At 66.4% G+C, this 22,252-nt stretch carries 9 protein-coding genes, 1 tRNA gene and 1 pseudogene; 10 read left to right on the top strand and 1 reads right to left on the bottom strand.

Features of this window, described 5'->3' with window-relative positions; translation table 11 throughout:
• Nucleotides 1–148: 148 nt before the first annotated feature.
• The 9 genes and pseudogenes from ACQP2D_RS35735 (at nt 149) to ACQP2D_RS35695 (ending at nt 11,900) form a co-directional block, all read left to right on the top strand.
• The gene (locus tag ACQP2D_RS35735; protein WP_433680335.1) at nt 149–1,183 is read left to right on the top strand and encodes an AraC family transcriptional regulator; all 1,035 of its coding nucleotides are present in this window, start codon (nt 149–151) and stop codon (nt 1,181–1,183) included.
• A gap of 124 nt (nt 1,184–1,307) precedes the next feature.
• Nucleotides 1,308–2,633, top strand: a complete 1,326-nt coding sequence (locus ACQP2D_RS35730) for a flavin-containing monooxygenase (RefSeq protein ID WP_433680334.1) — start codon at nt 1,308–1,310, stop codon at nt 2,631–2,633.
• The gene (locus ACQP2D_RS35725) at nt 2,630–3,514 is read left to right on the top strand and encodes an SDR family NAD(P)-dependent oxidoreductase (protein ID WP_433680333.1); all 885 of its coding nucleotides are present in this window, start codon (nt 2,630–2,632) and stop codon (nt 3,512–3,514) included. Before ACQP2D_RS35730 ends, ACQP2D_RS35725 begins: the two co-directional genes overlap by 4 nt.
• 5 nt (nt 3,515–3,519) lie before the next feature.
• The gene (locus ACQP2D_RS35720; RefSeq protein ID WP_433685862.1) at nt 3,520–4,917 is read left to right on the top strand and encodes an aldehyde dehydrogenase family protein; all 1,398 of its coding nucleotides are present in this window, start codon (nt 3,520–3,522) and stop codon (nt 4,915–4,917) included.
• Nucleotides 4,918–5,260: 343 nt separating this feature from the next.
• Entirely contained in the window at nt 5,261–5,416 is a 156-nt protein-coding gene (locus ACQP2D_RS35715) for a hypothetical protein (protein WP_433680332.1), read from the top strand.
• Nucleotides 5,417–6,104: 688 nt separating this feature from the next.
• Nucleotides 6,105–6,545, top strand: coding sequence for an SDR family NAD(P)-dependent oxidoreductase (locus ACQP2D_RS35710; RefSeq protein ID WP_433680331.1), 441 nt, complete (start codon nt 6,105–6,107; stop codon nt 6,543–6,545).
• Between the two features lie 670 nt (nt 6,546–7,215).
• A pseudogene (locus ACQP2D_RS35705) lies at nt 7,216–9,771 on the top strand (protein kinase domain-containing protein); the annotation flags it as partial.
• A 62-nt stretch (nt 9,772–9,833) separates the two neighbouring features.
• A protein-coding gene (locus ACQP2D_RS35700) for an IS3 family transposase (protein WP_433677954.1) occupies nt 9,834–11,092 on the top strand; the annotation gives its coding sequence in 2 pieces (ribosomal slippage) (nt 9,834–10,107 and nt 10,107–11,092; 1,260 coding nt in all).
• Between the two features lie 157 nt (nt 11,093–11,249).
• Nucleotides 11,250–11,900 carry a response regulator transcription factor gene (locus tag ACQP2D_RS35695; RefSeq protein WP_433680330.1) on the top strand — a complete coding sequence of 217 codons (651 nt, stop codon included), beginning with the start codon at nt 11,250–11,252 and terminating at the stop codon, nt 11,898–11,900.
• A gap of 517 nt (nt 11,901–12,417) precedes the next feature.
• Here ACQP2D_RS35695 and ACQP2D_RS35690 read toward each other — a convergent pair.
• Nucleotides 12,418–12,499, bottom strand: a tRNA-Leu gene (locus ACQP2D_RS35690).
• A 386-nt stretch (nt 12,500–12,885) separates the two neighbouring features.
• On the opposite strand from ACQP2D_RS35690, the gene ACQP2D_RS35685 reads away from it, so the two are divergent.
• Nucleotides 12,886–22,239 (top strand): fatty acid synthase subunit beta domain-containing protein, encoded by a 9,354-nt coding sequence (locus ACQP2D_RS35685; RefSeq protein ID WP_433680329.1) that lies wholly within the window; start codon nt 12,886–12,888, stop codon nt 22,237–22,239.
• Nucleotides 22,240–22,252: the final 13 nt, after the last annotated feature.

Raw genomic sequence — 22,252 nt, 5'->3', positions numbered from 1 at the left:
TCCAGAGGTGGTGCCGGTGCGGTGACCGCGCGAACGCGGGCGCAGGTCACTCACTCACCGTCGCGAACAATCGGGGGCGGCGGGTGTGCACCGATACCCGCGACAGCAGCTCGTGAAAGTACGGGTCGGGCGAGCTTACAGTGGAGCCGTGCAGGGATCTTCGGTACGGCTGGTGTCGTCGGCGACGATCGCGCCGAACATCATCCGGTATCTGCTGCGGGTCGCCGACGAGCACGGGGTGTCGTTGGATCGCGCGATCCACGACGCCGGGTTGTCGCGGGAGACCCTCGACGCGCCGGGGCTTCGGGTGTCGTATCGGCAGGGCCGGGTGATCATCGAAGCGGCGCTGGACAGACTCCCTGGGCCGGCGTTGGGGTTGGAAGTGGGTGCCCGCCAGCCGATCACCGCGTCCGGGGTCCTGGGGCTGGCGATGATGTCGAGCCCGACGATCGCCGACGCGGTCGACATCGGAGTGCGCTACCAGAACCTGGCCGGGTCGATGATGCGCTGGTCGACGGTGAGAGAAGGGGATCTGCTTGTGGTGGTCACCATCGTGCTCGACGACGCGGCACCGGTCGACCGGTTCCTGGTCGAGGAGGGGTTCGCCAACATCACACGGATGGTTCGCGAGTCTGCCGACGCCACGATCCGTCCGGTGCGGGTCGAGTTCGCCCGGCCCGAGCCAGCGGACCCGGCACGGTTCCAAGCGTTCTTCGACGCACCAGTCGTGTTCGGCGGCCCCCGCAATGCGTGGTTGCTGCGCTCGCAGCAGTGGCGGCGAGCGCTGGACACCTGGGATCCGTGGACTCTGGCCGATGCTACGACGCTCCTCGCCGTGGCGGCGGAACAGACCGTCGACCGGCAAGAACTCGTGGCCGCGTTGTCGGCGCAGGTCGAGGCCGCGCTGCCGGACGTGCGGCCGCTGGGTGCGCATGCGCGGATGCTCGCGATGAGTGAGCGGACACTTCGGCGGCGGCTGGCCGATGTCGATGCCTCCTATTCCGATGTGCTCGACGAGGTGCGCCGCCGGTTGACCGCGCGGCTTATCACCCGCGCGGATCTGTCGTTCGCCGATATCGCGGCAGAGATCGGATACACCGACGACCGGTCGCTGCGGCGGGCGGTGAAGCGCTGGTTCGGGATCGCTCCCGGGGATCTGCGCCAACGCGCCATAGGCGAGTAAACACCGACCCCAGATCGGCCAGTTGGGTTGGCCGTTGAGGTCCGGACAGATGGCTGTTCATGTCCGCCGACATACCCGCTGGGTTGCCTAACATCGGTGAACTCGTCTTTCAAGGAGTTCTCCCATGACTGTTTCTGTCTGCCTCATCGGTGCCGGACCAGCAGGTTTGGCCGTCGCTCGCGCACTACGCGAGCGCAACATCGACTACACCCACCTCGAACGCCACACCGATGTCGGCGGGTTGTGGGACATCGAGAATCCGGGCGGCCCCATGTACGAAACCGCCCATTTCATCTCGAGCAAGACCGTGTCGGGATTCAGCGGATACCCGATGCCCGACGCTTACCCCGACTACCCGGGCCACCGGCAGATCCTGGCGTATCTGCAGTCCTTCGCCGACGCCTACGGACTGAGCGAGCGCATCGAGTTCGGGGTCGAGGTCGCCGATGTGCACCGCGACGGCGACGGTTGGGTCGTGGTCCGCGCCGACGGCAGCAGCACCCGTCATGACGCGGTGATCGTGTGCACCGGGTCGCAATGGTTCCCCAACATCCCGGAGTTGCCGGGTTCGTTCACCGGGGAGGTGCGCCACAGCAGCAATTACCGCAGCCCGAGTGAGTTCGTGGGCAAACGGGTCCTGGTCGTCGGTGGCGGCAACTCCGGTTGCGATATCGCCTGCGACGCCGCCCGCAACGCCGACTACACCGCGATCAGCCTGCGCCGCGGCTACTGGTTCATACCCAAGCACGTCTTCGGTGTGCCGTCGGACGTGTTCGGCGGGAAAGGCTCGTTCCTGCCCAAACGGCTCGAGCGGGCGATCCTGCAGCCGATACTGCGCCTGTTCAACGGCGACCCCACCCGCATCGGGCTGCAGAAGCCCGACCACAAACTGTTCGAAACCCACCCGGTGATCAACTCGATGCTGCTGCACCACCTGCAGCATGGCGACCTCGTCGCCCGTCCCGGCATCGAGAGCACCGATGGTCGGACAGTGCGGTTCACCGACGGCAGCAGCGACGAGTTCGACCTGGTGCTTTTCGCTACCGGCTACCGGCACCGGATTCCGGTGGCGCAGCAGTACTTCGGTAACGAGCAGCACCCCGACCTGTATCTGAACTGTTTCTCCAGGGAACACCCCGGCCTGTTCGGGGTGGGGTTCATCGAAACCAACTCCGGCGCCTACCAACTGTTCGACCAGCAGGCGCACATGATCGCCGGATTCCTCGACGACAGGGGTCACAACCCGGCGCGTGCCGAGGCGTTCGCGCAGCGCATCAGCACCGACCGTCCCGACCTCTCCAACGGGCTGCGTTTCGATGCCTCCCCGCGCCACACCGGCTACGTCGACGCCGACGCCTACGTCCGCTTCATCCGCAAACTCGCCCGCACCTACGGATGGTCGCTGACCTCCCCGGCGCCGACCCAGACCCCGGTGCAGGTGTCGGCATGAGTTTCGACTACCGCGGCAAGGTCATCGCCATCACCGGCGGAGCCGGTGGCATCGCCGCTGCGTTCATCCGGCCCGCCGCGCGGCTGGGGGCGTCGATCGCCGTCATCGACATCCGCGGTGACCGCGCAGACGCCGTCGCTGCCGCGCTGCCCGGGTCCGGGCATCGTGGATACGCCTGCGACCTCACCGACGAAGCCCAAGTCGCTGCGCTGCTGGACCGCATCGAGGTCGATTACGGGCGGATCGACGTGCTGATCAACAACGTGGGAATGACCAGCGCCGAACGGTTCGACGAGCGCAGCGTCGACAGCATCCGCCTCGAACTGAATGTCAATCTGCTCTCTCCACTGATACTCACCCGTTTGGCGCTTCCCCTGCTACGCAACTCCGCTGATCCGCGCGTGGTGACAACGGTATCGCTCGGCGGGATCTTCCCGCTCGGCGAGACCCCGCTCTACACGGCGTCGAAGTTCGGTTTGCGCGGCGCGATGCTCGCGATCGGCCTGGATCTGGCGGCGAAGGGCATCACTGTCGGGTCGGTGCTGCCCTCGGCTACCGACACCCGCATGCTGCGCCAAGAGGCGATCGACGGCGGCAACTCGCTGCAATTCCAGGACTCGCCCCAGCCGCCGGAAGCGGTCGCGCATGCCATGATGCGGCTGCTGGACCGTCCCCGCCTCGAGATCTATCCCCGCGTCTCCGAATCGCTGCTCGTCCGGGTGGCAATGCTGGTCCCCAACCTGCTGCCGCGGTTGATGACACTATTCCGTCGCCGCGGGGAGAAAGGCATGGCCCGCTACCTCGCTCGACTCGAACACGATGGGCTGGTCATGCGCCGCGACGGGCGGCTGGAACTGGTCGAGGGACCGGTGAGCCCGTGACGACCATGACGTTGACCAACCCTGCAGATGGCTCCGTTCTCGGCGTAGTCGAAGAGACATCGCCCGCCGAGGTTTTCGAGCACACGACTGCAGCACGCGACACATACCGCAGTGGTGTCTGGTCGGGACTGCCGCCGCGAGAACGGGCCGCAGCCCTGCTTCGACTTGCTACGTTGATGGAGCGAGACGCGCAGTTGCTCGCGACACTCGACAGTGAAGACGCCGGGAAACCGATCACCGAATGCATCACCGGGGATGTCCCCAGCGCCATCGAGTCCATCCGTTGGTTCGCCGAAGCACTCGATAAACGCTATGGACGAACCTCTACCACCGGTAGAGACGTGCTCGCCTTCACCGAACGCGAACCTTACGGAGTGACTGCGGCGATCCTGCCCTGGAACTATCCTCTCGCGATGGCCGCATGGAAGATCGGGCCAGCCCTCGCAGTGGGCAACGCACTGATCTTGAAACCCGCCGATGCCAGCCCCCGCTCCGCTCAGCACGTCTCCGCTCTGGCCACAGAAGCAGGAATCCCTGACGGTATCCTTCGCGTCCTTCCTGGTACCGGCCCTGTGACCGGCGCAGCGTTGGCTGCGGACTTGCATGTGGGAGCACTTTCGTTCACAGGATCCACGGCCACCGGCCGCAATATCCTCACCGCCGCTGCCCAATCCAACCTGAAACGGGTCAGTCTCGAACTCGGCGGCAAAAGCCCGCAGATTCTGCTCGACGACGCACTCGACTTCGGCGACACCCTCCTGGACGGCATGATCGAGGCTGCATTCCTGACCGCAGGCCAGAATTGCACTGCTGGTTCTCGTATCCTGGTGCACGAGCGAATTCACGATCAGGTCGTCGCCTCCTTCACCGCCGCTGCCGAAGCGCTGCAGGTCGGGCACCCCGCCGACCCCAAGACGAAGATCGGTCCAGTGATCAATGACATCGCGGCCGACCGGATTCTCGCGACGATCACCCAGGCCACCGCCGACGGTGCCACCATCGCCGCCGGTGGTCGGGAAATCCCCGTCGTCGCAGGTGGTCGGTACATCGCACCCACGGTGCTGACCGATGTGCGCGCCGGTGCCGCGATCACCCGCACCGAAGTATTCGGACCCGTCGTTACCGTGCAACGATTTCGTACCCACGAGGAAGCGATCACGCTGGCCAACGACGTTGACTACGGGCTCGCCGCGTCGGTATGGACCCGCCGCCTCGACGATGCGCTTGTCCTCGCGCGTGGCATCGAAGCTGGACTCGTCTCCGTTGGTTCTTATAGTGAGGGGGACCTCACCGTGCCGTTCGGGGGATGGAAACAGTCTGGATACGGCGGTGCCGAGAAATCGTTGCGCGCGTTCGACCAATGGTCGCGGGAGAAAACGATATGGATACAGCAGCACCCGTGAATAGACATTGATCGGAGGTGTGTATGCGACTCCGAGGAGTACCGCCGTAGCCTGGAAATAGACGACGAGTGGGCCGTTGGCTGCGACCGGCGACCTTGTTCTCTTGCATCAAGCAGTTGCTGTGACGGTCCCGGTTTCGTGAGGCCGGAGCAACTCGCCGAGGTCGCGGCTACGGCGGTGCAACTCGACAGCGTGCAGCCGTGATGACCACCGAGGCTTCCGCCGAAAAAGACCGCAGCGCACGATATTTAGCCTGACGCATGGGTGCCGTTGAACCAGTCGTACCAGCTCTGCCGCTATAGGCGTAGCACGAAAGGTCCCACGATCTGACAACGCTCGGGTTATGGACGATGTCATCCACATACCGGCAAAACGACGGAGATGGTTTCGACAGTGCCGGGCGACGCTCACCGACGAAGTGCCGACACAGGAAGACCACGTCCAAGTTGGCGTCGCGCCGAGCCTTGTTCTGCTCAACTTGATCGGCGAACTGCAGTAGGACCTCCCGCCGGATGGTTGTGGCCAACGCGGAGGTGGAGATTGATGTTGGCTGGCGACGCTTTGGGTGAGTACTTCGGCGAGGTCGTCACGGAGTCAGCGCGGTGGCGCAGACAATGGGTATTTGGTGTCTCGTTGGAAGGCAGGTTTCAGGACGTGTTTTATTCGCCTTTTCGCCGCTACGCTTGGAGAAAGGGGCCCGGTTGCATGGCTCGACCTTGCCGACAATTCGCAGCGAGGCATCGTGTACCGAGGGGGGCGACACAGCCAAGGCCGGGGGCAACTCGGACGAGATCCTGTTCGAGGATGACTGACATCTGCGCCAGAGATACTCTCTAATCTACTGAATGCACAAAATAGCTGTTGACCAACAAATCACGCTCTGCCGTGGGGAATTGCATTCCGTCACTATGCCGATGAAGAAATCGGGTAGCAGCAGTGCATAGTTCGGAAGCGTTCAAGACCTCTTGTATGCTCGAGGAGGCGATTTGCTTTGACTGCCGAAGGGCGATCCCCGGGTGAGGGTGACGTGCACCTGCGGATCTGGCTGGCCGATGTGGTATTGGACTACGTTGCCACTACCACGGCGGTGGGTAATTTGATACGCGATTGGCGACGAAACCCGCGGTGGACGATAGAATTAATATGGGATTTCCTTGAAGACTGTAGGTTGATTCCACGTCTCCCCTGTGAGCGACTGTTCCTCGGACCGTGACGGGGTGGCGGCCAAGTTATCAAACGGAGAGAGTTGCATTGAGATCAGGGTAAAGGTGGTCTTGGTAGTAGGCGCTTCATCGGGTATCGGCAGAGCGGTTGCCATAAGACTCGCTGGCAGAGGTGCTTTGATTGCGGCGACGGCGCGGCGCGCAGACCGACTTGCACTGCTTGCGAGCCAGATCGCGAACACCGACGGGCAGTGTCATGTGTTTCCGGCAGATGCCACGGACGCAGGTGAGCGAGCCTTGCACTGGCGAATTGCGAACTCGGGTTATGAATTTGGAGAAATTCGAGACCGGGTACGGATGGAACATGTCACTATGTTTTTGCGTGAATCGAATATTCCGATAGGATCGGTCGCTGCGAGGGTCGGATTCAGTGGCTCGCGAGTTCTGACCAGTCAGGTCGAGTAACGCCTCCGTGCGCATGGCGCTCGAACCGGTCGCTGGAAACCCCATGGGACCAACTATCAGTGAGCCAGTCTCCATTGCGAAGTATGTAACTATAAGTGCGTACTTGTCCGGTTCGTGGAGCATCACGGCGGGCTAGCGCCTGGAGCTCGATGCGGCGCAGCCTCGTCGACGTCGCCTCGAGCCATCGCTGAACTGCGGTCTGCCACGCCGTGATTCGCACAGACTGCCGTTCGCCGAGCGCACTTCGGTCACGCATGATCGGTTGACGCATGCTGGCGGCGATGCCAGCTATCGGCCGTCTCGGGTTGTGCCCGTGGTGATTTGGCCTGAGGGCGCCGGATGCCCGGCACCCTCAGGCACCCTGGCCCGCTGCTTGGCAATGTCGTCGTAGGTGCCCGGGCGGCGGTGTACAAATTGTGATCATCGGTTCGCTCCGGTGTAGTGAAATCGCAGCTGGCGGGGCACCGACAGCGATAGGGACCTGCCACTGGTCTGGGGGGGGTACTACGGAAGCCCAGCAGCGTCACCACGAGTGTTTTCAGCCGTCAATCGTGGCGAAAGCGGCGCCCTTCGCAGGCGTGGCTGTCATGTAGGAAGCCATCACCACAGGGGAAAACCGCCGCAGCCGACCGGCGGTATCCTGAAGAACATCACGGAGCAGGACCGGCGTATGGGCGACATCGAGCCATTCAAGACCCAGCGCGCCGTGATCCCGGCGGTCACGGCGGAACTGGCAGAAGCAGGATTCACCGACGCCGAGGAGATCGGGCGCGGCGGGTTCGGGGTGGTGTATCGGTGCACCCAAGCGGCGCTGGACCGGACGGTGGCGATCAAGGTGCTCACCGCAGCCCTGGAGGAGGGAAACCGGCAGCGGTTCGTTCGGGAGCAGCGGGCGATGGGCCGGCTGACGGGACACCCGAACATCGTGGGGGTGTTGCAGGTCGGCACCTCCGCGTCCGGACTGCCATATCTGGTGATGCCCTACTATCCGCAGGACTCCCTCGACGCCCGGATCCGCCGGCACGGTCCACTGTCGGTCCAGGAGACGGCGCGGCTGGGTGTGAAGCTCGCGGGGGCCCTCGAGGCCGCGCACCGGCTCGGCATCCTGCACCGCGACGTCAAACCCACTAACATCCTGATCAGCGACTACGGTGAACCCGCACTGACCGACTTCGGGATCGCCCGTATCCCCGAAGGATTCCACACCGCCACCGGCACGGTTACAGGTTCACCGGCATTCACCGCGCCGGAGGTACTGGCGGGGGAGGCACCCACCCCCGCAGCCGACGTCTACGGGCTCGGCGCGACGTTGTTCGCCGCGTTGACCGGGCACGCGGCGTTCGAGCGGCGAAGCGGCGAACAAGTCGTAGCCCAGTTTCTGCGGATCACCACACAGCCGGTCCCTCATCTGCGCGAGCAAGGCATCGACGAGGACCTTTCGACGGTGATCGAACATGCCATGGCCCGCCCTAGCGAGCAGCGGCCCTCCGCGGCGGCGTTGGGTGAGCAGCTGCGGCATCTGCAGGCTGGGCGCGGGTGGCCGGTTGACGAGATGGCGGTACGGGCCGCAGCGGGTGCCGAGCGGCAAGAAAGCACCCCGGTTCCTTTGATTCCGCGGGCGACTGGCCCCCCGCCGGTGCGCGAGCCCTTGCCGTGCGGTTCGTCGGTTAGCGCAAGCGGACCGTTTCCCCTCGAGCTGACAAGTTTTATCGGCCGCCGTATCGAATTGGCCGAGGCCAAGAACCTGCTGGCGAACTCCCGGCTGGTGACGTTGACCGGGATCGGCGGGGTGGGCAAGACCCGACTGGCGTTGCGAGTGGCGACCGGCCCGCAACGAGAATTCGCCGACGGGGTTTGCTTGGTCGAACTCGGGCAGCTGCACGACGGCGCGCTGCTACCCGGCGTGATCGCCGCCTCTCTAGGGTTGCGCCCACAAGGGCAGCCGGTGCTCGACGTCCTGGTCGAATACCTGGCGTCGCGGGAGCTGCTGCTGGTGCTCGACAATTGCGAACAAATCGTGGATACGGCAGCGAAGGTGGCCGAGTCCCTGCTGCGGGCGTGCCCGAAGTTGCGGATCCTGGCCACAAGCCGCGAACCTCTCGTTGTCGGCGGGGAATCTGTGCTGCGGGTGCGGCCGCTGACCGTTCCTGACCCGGATCGGCAGCCCTCGCTGCGAAGTGCGGCCCGCTATGACGCGGTCACCTTGTTCGTCGAACGGGCCGCCGCCGCGGTGCCGGGCTTTGCGCTCACCGAGGACAATGTCGCCGCGGTGACCGAGATCTGCCGCCACCTCGACGGGCTGCCGTTGGCGATCGAGCTGGCGGCGGCCCGGCTGCGGGCACTGTCACCAGAACAGATCCTGGCGCGGCTCGCCGACCGATACGCACTGCTGACCCGCGGCAGCCGCAGCGCGCCGAGTCGCCAGCAAACCCTGCGGTTGTGCATCGACTGGAGTTACTCGCTGTGCACCCCGGCCGAACAACAGGTGTGGGCACAGTTGTCGGTGTTCGCCGGCAGCTTCGAACTCGACGCCGCCGAACAGGTGTGCCGCAACGATCTCGCAGCGGAGGACCTGCTCGATGTACTCACCGCCCTGGTCGACAAGTCCATCCTGATCCGCGAGCAGTCGGGCCCGGTGGTGCGGTTCCGGCTGCTCGAGACGGTGCGTGACTACGGCCGCGACAAACTCGATGAGGCGGGCCAGTACACGGACCTGCGGCGCCGACATTTGGACTGGTATCGGCAGCTCGCCTTGGACGCCGACGCCGACTGGATCAGCCCCCGCCAACTCGACTGGATCGCCCGCCTCGACCGCGAACAACCCAACCTGCGCCAAGCACTGGACTTCTGCCTGACCGACACCGAAGCGGAATCCGACGCCGCGTTGTCGATGGCGTCAGCGTTGCAACCGTTCTGGTTCTCCCGAGGCCAGGTCGGCGAGGCGCGGCACTGGCTCGACCTCGCCCTCGCCAGGCGGCCCGCTACCGCCGTCCACGCCAAGGGGTTGTGGCGTGCCGTCCTGGTGGCCGAAGCCCAGGACGACCGCACCGCGGCGTCCGCACTGGTCGCACAGACGCAGGCGCTGGCCGAACGAACCGACCGCCCGATCGTGCACGCATACGCAAATCTTGGTCTTGGCCTCCATGCGCTCCGCAGCGGCGACCCGCCGCAAGCACGCGCACCCCTCGAAGCCGCGTTCGAGTCGTTCACTGCGCAGGACGACGTCTACGGGCAGGTTGAACCGCCCCGATCTTCTTGCCGCTTCCTTCCTTGAGGAGGATGTTGGCCATGCCCAAGCAGTATCCGATCGAGCAGCGTGAGCGTGCGGTGAAGATGGTGCTGGACCGACTCGACGGTTATCCGTCGGTGTATGCCGCCTGCCAAGCGCTCGCCGTGAAACTTGGAGTCCATGCTGAAACGCTGCGGGTGTGGGTGAAGCAGGCACAGGTCGATACCGGGAAGGCGCCCGGAGTGACGACCGCTGAGCAGGCGCGGATCAAGGAACTCGAACGGGAGAACCGAGATCTGAAGGAGGCCAACGAGATTCTGAAAGCGGCCTCGATTTTCTTCGCGCGGGAGCTCGACCCGCGACGCCGTTGATCTGCCAGTTCATCGATACCGAACGTGCAAAGGGGCACCGGGTCGAGTCGATTCTGGGTGTACTGCGAGAGCAGGGCATGCAGATCGCCGGGCGCACGTACCGGAACTGGAAAACCACCGGACCGTCGGCGCGGACGGTCACCGACGCGCATCTCACCGATGCGTTACGGGCTACCTCGGGCACGCCGGAGGGCATGTACGGCAGCCGCAAGATGGCCCGGCATCTGCGTCGCCAGGGCCATGAGGTATCGGTGGACACCATCGGGCGGCTCATGCGCGATGAAGGCATGTCCGGTGTGGTCCGCGGCGGCAGAGTCCGGACCACGATCGCTGGGAAGGGCCACGATCATCGCCGTGCACCGGACCTACTCGACCGCGACTTCACTGCCGTCGAGCCAAATCGCAAGTGGGTCACCGACTTTACCTACGTGCCTACCTGGCTGGGGTTCGTCTACGTGGCGTTCGTGATCGACTGTTTCTCCCGCGCGATCTTGGGCTGGCACGCGGCCACGGTCAAGGACACCGCGATGGTCACCAGCGCGCTGCGGATGGCGTTGTGGCGACGCGATCACGACGGCCACGCTGTCGCTGACGGTCTGATCCACCACAGCGACGCCGGATCCCAATACACGGCTATCTCGTTCGCTGACACCCTTGCGGCCGAAGGGATTTCAGCGTCGATAGGCAGTATCGGCGATGCCTACGACAACGCACTGTCCGAATCGACGATCGGGCTCTACAAGACCGAAGCCCTCGCCAAGGACAGCCCGTTCCTCACCGGGCCGCTACGTTCGCTCGACGACGTCGAGTTCGCGACGATGGAATGGGTCGACTGGTACAACAATCGGAGGTTGCACAGCCTGATCGGGTATCTCCCACCCGCCGAATACGAAGCCCTCTACTACGCTCAACAACAGCCATCCCAGCCGGTGATGACTCAACCATGAAGCCGGCAAGAAACTCGGGGCGGTTCAGGTCTTTGCCCTGCTCGGGCTTGGATGGACACACGAATCGCGGGGAGACAGCGCAGCAGCTCTCTCGTACCACGAGAAGGCCCTCGCGATCACCGAATCATATGGCGATTCCGCATATCGGTCATATGCCTTGTGGGGCACGACGGTTGCCGCGTGGCACCACGGTGATCGCGACGGTGCGCTGCGCCTGCTGCGGCAGTGGCTGCCACTGATCAGGCAGCAGAAAGACCTACTCATGGCCACGAACGCCCTGGAAACATTGGCGTGGATTGTGGGAGCCCAGGCCGGCAGCGCGCGGCTCGCCGCCGTGTTGCTGGGCGCCACGAACGCAATGAGGCAGCTGGCAGGCACTTCCGCGGTATTCTTCCCGAGCTTGGTGGTCCATGCCGAAGACTGCGAACGAGCGGCCCGTCGCACGCTCGGACGGCGATCCTTCGAAGCCGCCTATCACGAAGGCGCCGCAATGGATCTCGACGCCGCGATCGGCTATGCCCTGGGCGAGCAACCGCAGGCTGCGGCTCGCGGTCCGGCTCCGTCCGATCTGACGACTCGGGAGCGGGAGGTGGCCGACCTCGTCGCAGACGGCCTGACCAACAAAGCCATCGCCGCCCGCCTGCACATCTCCCAGCGCACCGCCGACGGACACGTCGAACACATCCTTGCCAAACTCGGATTCACCAGACGCGCCCAGATCGCCGCCTGGGTCGCCGAACGGAGCCGATCGGCACTCGAGGGCGCTGACCTCGGCCATTCACGCCAGATGAGCCAGCAGTGGCTCTGAAATGGCGAAAGGTGCTCTGAACTGCGATATGAATCCGCCCGGTGAGTCCGGGACCTCGCCACCATCGGAACTCCTCCGACGACGGCTTGATCGTCGGTCAGCCCGTTGATCCCTTTGAGAAACCACTGAAACCACATGCATAGGCAGCCATGTCGGCGCCATCCATCGTCACGGGTCGCGGTAGAGGGGTTGTCGGAGCAGTGGAAAATTCGGGCTACAGCCTGCGTCGCCACTGAGGGCGCCTGCTGCGGAACGGAGGCGAAGGACAAGGCCATGGCCTCCGGCGAGCCCTACGTGGTCAGGGAGCCGTGAATGAGTTCCTGCAGCGGTGACTGGGGCGGGATCATCGTCGATCACCCCCGCCAGCAAACATTCCCGAGGGTGCCGCAGAGCCGATTTCCGGCAGATGCGCCACATATCGGCGCAGGTCAGAGCATGGAATCACTGGTCAACCTCCGTGTGTGCGAGTGCACTCGCACACACGGCACCGATATCCAACAAAAATGTTGCAGATCCGTGCGCGAGAGGGGACTTGAACCCCTACGTCCGTGGACACCAGAACCTAAATCTGGCGCGTCTGCCAATTTCGCCACTCGCGCTTGATGGTACGACCGTCCAAACTCTACCGGGCTTGACCGCCATCGCGAAGCTCGCCCCGGGCGTGTCGTACTCGCCAGTAACCCCACCTGGGATTATAACGATTTAGTAACGTCCAACATGAGGAGTACTCATGTTTCGTACGCGTTAGTAACCCAGTAGACCAGCGGCTTTGAACATGAGGGAGAGTCATGTTTCTGGGCATTCTGGTACGGAAGTACTGGAATACTCGACGGTAAGGCGGGCATGTGGGGGCAAACGTGAGGATTTCCTCATGATTTTCTGGAATCCTGGCAATCATCAGGGCTCATTGGTGAGGAACACCTGCGCACCGGAGGGAGCGGCGTGTCTCGACGGCATGTCGCCAGGAGAAGGAAGTCGAAGCGTCTTGACGATCAATGAGAGCACTGCGGCCGGAACCGGACAGAGCCCGAAAGTGGTTGGGGCGCCACAGCAGGGGGGATCTAGGGCCCCGCTGCTGGATCGACTGCTGGGCGCGACGCCCTATGCGCTTGCCTTCGGTGGGCAGGGTGCCCGCTGGCTCGGTGAGTTGGAGGAAATCGGGCGTGACGCCGCGCTGGAGCCCGAGCTGACCGCGTTGGTCAATGAGGCCGCCGCGCTGCTGGAACCCGTTGCGGCACAACTGCTCGTGGTGCGTCCGGTGGGCTTCGACCCGATCGGCTGGATGCTCGAGAACGAGCTCGCCGAGGGTGATGAGGCCGAGGTTTCGGGCGCGCCGTCGGAGCAGGTGCTGCGGTCGGCCGCGGTGTCGATGCCGGGTGTATTCCTGACGCAGGTGGCCGCCGTGCGCGCACTGCGACTGCAGGGTCTGGATGCGAGCGAGCATGCGCCGGTCGCCATCGTCGGACATTCCCAGGGGCGGCTGGCCGCGACCTCGGTGGAGGCCGGCGGGCAGCGCGATGCCGAACTTCTCGCCATCGCCCAAATGATCGGTGCGGCAGCGAGTTTGGTGGCGCGTCGGCGCGGTCTGATGCCGGTGGGTGAGCGCTCGTCGATGGTCGCGGTATCGAATGTCGATCCCGAACACCTGAGCACGGTGGTGGCCGAGGTATCAGCGGGTGTGGATCCGGCCGCGGCCGCGGTGGTTTCGATTCGCAACGGTCGTCGGCGCGTTGTGCTGTCCGGTACGCCGACCCAGCTGGAGCGCGTACGTCAGCGGTGCGCTCAGATCCATGACGAGCAGACCCGTGAGCGGGACGCGAAGACCCGTGGTGGCGCGGTGTTCGCCCCGGTCTTCGAGGATCTGGCCGTCGATGTGGCATTCCATCACCCCGCGCTCGCCGACACCGTCGAGATCGTGAGCGGCTGGGCGGCCAAGTGCGGTGTGGACGCCGCGCTGGCGGGCACACTGGCCCGGGAGATCCTGGTCGACCCGGTCGACTGGGTCGAGGAGGTCGACGGCGTCGTCGCCGCGGGCGCGCAGTGGATTCTCGATATGGGGCCCGGTGATCTGCTCAGCAGGCTCACCAGCGGCTCACTGAAGGGCACCGGCGTCGGCATCGTCGCGGCCGCGACCCGCGCGGGCCAGCGCAGCCTGCTGACCCCGGGCGCCGCGCCCGAGGTGGCCCAGCCGTGGACGGCCTTCGCGCCGCGTCCGGTGCGCCTGCCCAACGGACGCGTCGTGGTGGAGACCGCGTTCACCAAGCTGACGGGTCGCTCGCCGATCCTGCTCGCGGGCATGACCCCGACCACCGTCGACGCGAAAATCGTTGCGGCGGCGGCGAATGCGGGCCACTGGGCGGAGCTGGCCGGTGGCGGCCAGGTGACCGAGCAGATCTTTGCCGACCGGGTGGCGGAGCTGAAGACGCTGTTGCACCCGGGTCGCGCGGTGCAGTTCAACTCGCTGTTCCTCGACCCCTATCTGTGGAAGCTGCAGCTGGGCGGTAAGCGCCTGGTGCAGAAGGCCCGCGCGGCGGGTGCGCCGTTCGACGGAGTCATCGTCACCGCGGGCATTCCGGAACTGGAAGAGGCCGTAGCGCTGATCGAGGAGCTGACCGAGGTCGGCATTACCCACGTGGCGTTCAAGCCGGGCACTGTGGCCCAGATCCGCGCGGTGCTGCGCATCGCCGACGAGATGCCGGAATACCCGGTGATCATGCACATCGAGGGCGGCCGGGCCGGTGGCCACCACTCCTGGGAGGACCTCGACGACCTGCTGCTCGAGACCTACGCCGAACTGCGCAACCGCGCCAATGTGGTGGTCTGCGTCGGCGGCGGCATCGGCACCCCGGAACGCGCCACCGAATACCTGACCGGTGAATGGGCTGTGCCGCACGGCTATCCGGTGATGCCGCTGGACGGTGTGCTGGTCGGCACCGCCGCCATGGCCACGCTGGAGGCCACCACCGCACCCGAGGTCAAGCAACTGCTCGTCGACACTCCCGGCACCCAGGACTGGGTCGGCGCGGGCACCGCGACCGGCGGAATGGCTTCCGGCCGTAGCCAATTGGGTGCCGATATCCACGAGATCGACAATGCCGCCTCACGCACCGGCCGCCTGCTCGACGAGGTCGCCGGTGACGCCGACGCGGTCGCCGAGCGGCGCGAGGAGATCATCGCCGCGCTGAACGTCACGGCCAAGCCGTATTTCGGCGATCTGGCCAGCATGACCTACCTCGAATGGCTGGAGCGCTACGTCGAGCTGGCCGTCGGCCTGGATCGCCGCAAGGACTTCGACTGCGGCAGCGATCTCGGTGACGCCTTCCTCGACGCCACCCGCTCGGTGTGGCTCGACATCACCTGGCGCGACCGGTTCGCGGAAATGATGCGCCGCACCGAATCCCGGCTGCATCCGGCCGACCGCGGTGAGATCCCCACGCTGTTCGAATCCGACGATGCCTTCGAGAATCCGGTCAACGCGCTGTGCACGCTGAAGCAGCAGTACCCGGCCGCGGAGCAGACCCTGCTGCATCCGGCGGATGTGCCGTTCTTCGTCAGCCTCTGCAAGATCCCGGGTAAGCCGGTCAATTTCGTCCCTGTCGTCGACGGCGATGTGCGCCGCTGGTGGCGCTCGGATTCGCTGTGGCAGGCCCATGATCCGCGCTACACGTCCGATCAGGTGTGCATCATCCCCGGCACGGTGTCGGTGGCCGGCATCACCCGCGTGGACGAGCCGGTCGGTGAACTGCTGGACCGCTTCGAGCAGGACACGGCGTTCTCACTGGTCCGTGCGGGCGTGGCGCCGGTCGCCGTCAACGCGCGGCGCAGCGCGGGCGTGATCACCGGTCCGATCGACGCGGTGCTGGCCGCGCCGGATGTCGAATGGTCCGGCCGCACCACCATCAACCCGATCCACCGCCTCGGCGATCTGGCCGAGTGGAAGGTCGACGGCGAGGGCGCGATCCATCCGCCGACCGGTGCGACGATCACCGAGACCACCGGGCCGGACGTCGATCACTCCTATGTCGAGTTCACCGTTCCGCTGTCCGGACGCGACGCCGTGCGCATCCGGATTCGCATCACCGTTCCGTCCTCGCTCTACAACGGCGGCGCTCCGGTCATCACCGAAACCGATGCCGACACCGCCATGTCCGCGTTGCTCGCGGTCGCCGCGGGCCAGGCGCTGCCGGAGGTGAAGGGCAGGGTCGCGCACATCAATCTGGCGTGGACCCCGGATCTCATCGCCGATCACGCGGGCGTCACCAGCTCGGGTCTGCCCGCATCGTTGAGCACGCTCGGTCGTACCGTGCCCGACGTCCTGGTCGGCGCCTGCTGGCCCACTGTTTTCGCGGTGCTCGGCGCCTCGCGCACGGAGCGTGCGGATTCGGTGATCGAGGGCATGCTGGATCTGGTGCATCTCGATCATCAGATCGAGCTGCTGCGCGAATTGCCGAGCACCACAAGCATTCTCGTTGTCCGCGCGGAGTCGAAGTCGGTGCTCGACACCGATCTGGGCCGCGTGGTCGAGGTCGAGGTCACCGTTGGCGAGATGCGCGATCAGGGTCTGGACGTGGTGCCGCTGGCCCGTCTCACCGAACGCTTCGCCATCCGCGGTCGCAATGGTGCGGGCGAGCTGACCGATCCGCCGCGTGCGGCCGGTGCGGTGTCCGATGCGGCCACCGATACCCCGCGGCGTCGTCGCCGCGACGTCACCATGGTCGCGCCGCGCGCCATGAACGCCTTCGCCGAGGTCTCCGGTGACCACAACCCGATCCACACCAGCGATTCCGCCGCCAAACTGGCCGGGCTTGGCAGCCCGATCGTGCACGGCATGTGGCTTTCGGCCGCGGCGCAGCACGCGGTCTGCGCCGTGGATCCCGAAAGCTCCACGCCGGCACGGACGCTGACCGCGTGGACCACCCGATTCCTGGGCATGGTTCGCCCCGGCGCCGAGATCGATGTGCGCGTCGAGCGGATCGCGGTCGACGCCGGCAGCGAAATCGTCGAGGTCTCCTGCCGGACCGACGGCGAGCTGGTGATGACCGCGACCGGTCGCACCGCCGCTCCGAAGACGGTCTACGCCTTCCCGGGGCAGGGCATTCAGCGCAAGGGCATGGGCCTGGACGCGCGCGCCCGCTCGAAGGCCGCCAAGGAGATCTGGGAGCGCGCCGACAAGCACACCCGCGCCGCACTCGGCTTCTCCATCCTGGCCGTGGTCCGGGACAACCCGACCTACCTCAAGGCACGCGGTGTCGAGCACCGGCACCCGGACGGCGTGCTGCACCTGACCCAGTTCACCCAGGTCGCCATGGCGGTGCTCGGTGTCGCCCAGGTCGCCGAACTGCGTGAGGCCGGTGCCTTCGTCGAGGGCGCCCTGCTGGCCGGACATTCGGTCGGTGAGTACAACGCGCTCGCCGCCGTCGCCGGTGTGCTGCCGCTGGAGGCGGTGCTGGAGGTCGTGTTCCAGCGCGGTTCGGCCATGCACGAGCTGGTGCCCCGGGATGCGCAGGGCCGCAGCGACTATCGGATGGCCGCCATCCGGCCGTCGCAGATCGGGCTGCCCGATGACGAGGTCGTCGGCTTCGTCTCCGGTATCGGCGAGAGCGTCGGGGAATTCCTCGAGGTCGTGAACCTGAACCTGCGCGGTTCGCAGTACGCGATCGCGGGCACGGTCAAGGGGCTCGACGCGCTGGAGGCCGAAATCGACTGCCGCCGTGCCGAATTCGGCGGCAAGCGGGCATTCATCCTGGTCCCCGGTATCGATGTGCCGTTCCACTCCACCGTGCTGCGCGAGGGTGTTCCGGAGTTCCGGCAGAAGCTCGAACAGCTGCTGCCCGCGGATCTGCACCCGGAAATCCTGATCGGACACTACATCCCGAATCTGGTGCCCAAGCCCTTCTCGCTGGAGCGCGCCTTCATCCAGGAGATCGCCGATCTGGTGCCCTCGGAGCCGCTGGCCGCCGTGCTCGCCGACTTCGACAGCTGGGCCGCGCGGCCGACCGACCTGTGCCGGGTGGTGCTGATCGAACTGCTCGCCTGGCAGTTCGCCAGCCCGGTCCGCTGGATCGAGACCCAGGACCTGCTGTTCACCGATGCCGCGCACGGCGGACTCGGGGTGCAGCGGTTCGTCGAAATCGGTTTGGGCGCAACCCCGACCGTGGCGAACCTGGCCAGCCAGACGCTGAAGCTGCCCGCCTTCGGCACGGTCACCGTCGAGGTGCTGAATATCGAGCGCGAGGCTGCGGTCGTCTACTCGACCGATACCGATCCCGCGCCGGTCGACGAACCCGCCGACGAGCCGGCCGAGACCGCTTCGGCCGCGGCGCCGGTCGCCGCGGCGCCGGTTGCCGCCCCGGTGGCGAGCTCGGGTGGTCCGCGCCCGGACGACATCGCGTTCACCGCCGCCGACGCCACCCGCGTGCTCATCGCACTGTGGACCAAGCTGCGGCTGGATCAGATCGGCCCGGTCGACACCATCGAAGGACTCTGCGACGGCGTCTCGTCCCGGCGCAACCAGCTGCTCGTCGACCTCGGCTCGGAGCTCTCGCTCGGTGCCATCGACGGTGCGGCCGACGCCGATATGGGCGCGCTCTCCGCCACGGTCGAGCGACTCGCCCGTACCTACAAGCCCTTCGGTTCGGTGCTCTCCGATGCCATCGGTGACCACCTGCGCAAGATCTTCGGCCCGTCCGGCAAGCGGCCCGCCGCGATCGCCGAGCGCGTCAAGAAGGTCTGGGAACTCGGCGACGGCTGGGCCGACCACGTCACCGCCGAGGTGTCCCTCGGCACCCGCGAGGGTGTCAGCGTGCGCGGCGGTGATCTCGGCGGACTGGTCTCGGGTGTCAGCGACGCCGCCTCGGTCGACGCGGCCATCGACGCCGCGGTACAGGCGGTCGCGGCTCGGCGCGGTATCGCAGTGTCGATGCCGAGCGCGGGCGGCGGTGGCGGTGCCACCGTGGACGCCGCGGCACTCGGCGAGTTCACCGAGCAGATCACCGGTCGCAACGGTGTGCTCGCCACGGCGGCCCGCGTCGTGCTCGAACAGCTCGGCCTGGCCGAGCAGGCATCGGCGCCGGAGGCCACCGAGGACTCCCTGGTCGATCTGATCGCGGCCGAATTGGGTTCGGACTGGCCGCGTTTGGTTGCGCCCGCCTTCGACGCCCGCAAGGCGGTGCTGATCGACGACCGCTGGGCGACCGCGCGCGAAGATCTGGCCAAGCTGTGGCTGCTCGACGACATCGGTTCCGGCGAAGGTTCGGTGGACGGTTTCCTCGGTGCGGGTGAAGCCGTTGCGGCGCAGGCCAACTGGTGGCGCGAGAAGGCCAAGCACGAGGCCCGCTCGGTGCTCGCCGGCCTGTATGAGCGCATCGCCGAGGCCGCCCTCAGCACCGAAGAACCCGGCTTGTGGTCCTCGGATATCGCCGTGATCACCGGTGCCAGTAAGGGTTCCATCGCGGCGGCGTCGGCCGGTCGACTGCTCGGTGGCGGCGCCACGGTCGTGGTCACCACCTCGAGCCTCAATGACGAGCGGCTCGGCTTCTACCGCAAGCTCTACCGCGAGAACGCGCGCCACGGTGCGGCGCTCTGGGTCGTCCCGGCGAATATGGCGTCCTACCAGGATGTCGACGCGCTGATCGACTGGGTCGGCACCGAACAGGTCGACAATGCGGGCGGCGCGAAGGTCAAGACCAAGGACGCGATGATGCCGACCCTGCTGCTGCCGTTCGCGGCGCCGCGGGTCGCCGGTGATCTCGCCGATGCGGGGGCCCGCGCCGAAATGGAGATGCGGGTTCTGCTCTGGTCGGTCGAGCGGCTCATCGGTGGGCTGTCCAAGATCGGCGCCGACCATGACGTCGACGCCAAACTGCATGTGGTGCTTCCGGGTTCGCCCAACCGCGGCATGTTCGGCGGCGACGGCGCCTACGGTGAGTCCAAGGCCGCGCTCGATGCCGTGGTCGGCAAGTGGCGGGCCGAGAAGTCGTGGTCCAGCCGCGTCACCCTGGTACACGCCCTGATCGGCTGGGTGCGCGGCACCGGGCTGATGGGCCACAACGATCCGATGGTGGCCGCGGTCGAAAAGGCCGGTGTGCACACCTGGTCCACCGCCGAGATGGCCGATGAGCTGCTCAAGTGGTGCACCTCGCGGGCCCGTCAGGTGACCGTCGCCGGACCGCAGCAGATCGACCTCACCGGCGGACTGGCCCGGGTCAAGCTGGACCTGCCCGCGCTGGCCAAGCAGGCCCAGGAGGCGGCCGCGGCCGAAACCGAGGAAGCCGCAGCGGCGGCGACGATTTCGGCGCTGCCCGCACCGCCGACCATGAGCTCGGTGCTGCCGGTGCCCGAATGGGGCACGGTGACCGCCGATCTCGCCGATATGGTCGTGATCGTCGGCGCCGGTGAGCTCGGCCCGTACGGATCGGCGCGCACCCGGTTCGAGATGGAGGTCGAAGACCGGCTCTCGGCCGCGGGCGTACTGGAACTCGCTTGGAGCACCGGCATGGTGACCTGGGAGAACGATCCCAAGCCCGGTTGGTACGACACCGAATCCGGCGACTTCGTCCCCGAACACGAGCTGGCCGAGAGGTACCACGACGCGGTCGTCGCCCGCTGCGGTGTGCGCCGCTATGGGGACGACGGCGCCATGATCGACAATGCCGCGCCGCTGATGACCTCGGTCTTCCTCGACCAGGATCTGACCTTCACGGTCGGCGGCGAGGCCGAGGCGCGCGCCTTCTACGCCTCGGACCCGGAACACACGGTGATCACGCCGGTCGCGGATGCGAGTGACTGGCAGGTGATCCGCAAGGCGGGCACCGAGATTCGGGTACCGCGCAAGGCCAAGCTGTCGCGCACCGTCGGCGGCCAGATCCCGACCGGCTGGGATCCCACCATCTGGGGCATCTCCGCCGATATGGCCGCCTCGGTGGACCGGGTGGCGCTGTGGAACATCGTCTGCACCGTGGACGCGTTCATCAGCTCCGGTTTCAGCCCGGCCGAGCTGATGAGCTGGGTGCACCCGAGCCTGGTCGCCAACACCCAGGGCACCGGTATGGGCGGCATGTCCTCGATGCGCTCGCTCTACATCGACAACCTGCTCGGTGAGTCGCGCCCGAACGACATCCTGCAGGAGGCGCTGCCCAACGTCGCGCTCGCGCATGTGGTGCAGTCCTACGTCGGCAGCTACGGCGCGATGGTGCATCCGGTGGCGGCCTGTGCGACGGCCGCGGTGTCGGTGGAAGAGGGCGTCGACAAGATCCGTTTGGGCAAGGCCGATTTGGTGGTCGCCGGTGGCTTCGACGATCTCGGTATCGAGGGCATCGTCGGCTTCGGTGACATGTCCGCCACCGCGGATTCGGCGGCCATGAGCGCCAAGGGCATCAGTGACCGCTACTTCTCCCGCGCCAACGACCGCCGCCGCGGTGGATTCGTGGAATCGCAGGGTGGTGGCACCGTGCTGCTCGCCCGTGGCGATGTGGCGGTGGAGATGGGCCTGCCGGTACTCGGCGTGGTCGCCTTCGCGCAGTCCTTCGCCGACGGCGTGCACACCTCCATCCCGGCGCCCGGACTCGGCGCGCTCGGTGCGGGCCGGGGCGGCCGCGAATCCAAGTTCGCCGCCGAACTGCGCAAACTCGGTGTGGCGCCGGACGATATCGCGGTCATCTCCAAGCACGACACCTCGACCGCGGCCAACGATCCGAACGAATCCGAACTGCACGAGCGGTTGGCCACGGCCGTCGGACGTTCGGAAGGCGCACCGCTGTTCGTGATTTCGCAGAAGAGCCTGACCGGACACGCCAAGGGCGGTGCGGCCGCGTTCCAGCTGATCGGCCTGTGCCAGGTGCTGGAAAACGGTGTGGTGCCACCGAATCGGAGCCTGGACTGCGTCGATGACAAGATGCGTGCCTACCCGCATCTGGTGTGGGCGCGAGAACCGCTGCGCTTCGGTGAGCGGTTCCCGCTCAAGGCCGGTCTGCTGACCTCGCTCGGCTTCGGGCACGTCTCGGGTCTGCTCGCGGTGGTGCATCCGGAGGCGTTCATCCAGGCGATCGAGCCGGGGCGGCGCGAGGAGTACCAGCGTCGGGCGCAGGAGCGTCAGCTCGCCGGACGGCAGCGGTTCACCGAGGCCATGTGCGGCGGCGCTCCGCTGTACGAGCGGCCGGCCGACCGCCGCCTCGGTGGAGATGGCGCACCGTCCGCGCAGAAGCGACAGCTGGAGGCCGACGTGCTGCTCTCGCCCGACGCACGGCTGTCCGGTACCGGCATCTACCGGGCCGATGGCGCCGGTTGCGGTACCGGGGCAGTGATTTTGGGGCAACTCGACGCCGGTGGGTCTATGGCTTAGCGGCTGCGGCCAC

Source organism: Nocardia sp. CA-119907 (genome assembly GCF_050955995.1).
Classification (GTDB): domain Bacteria; phylum Actinomycetota; class Actinomycetes; order Mycobacteriales; family Mycobacteriaceae; genus Nocardia.
Note: the sequence above shows the minus strand (reverse complement) of the source record. Positions and strands in the feature narration are given on the sequence as shown.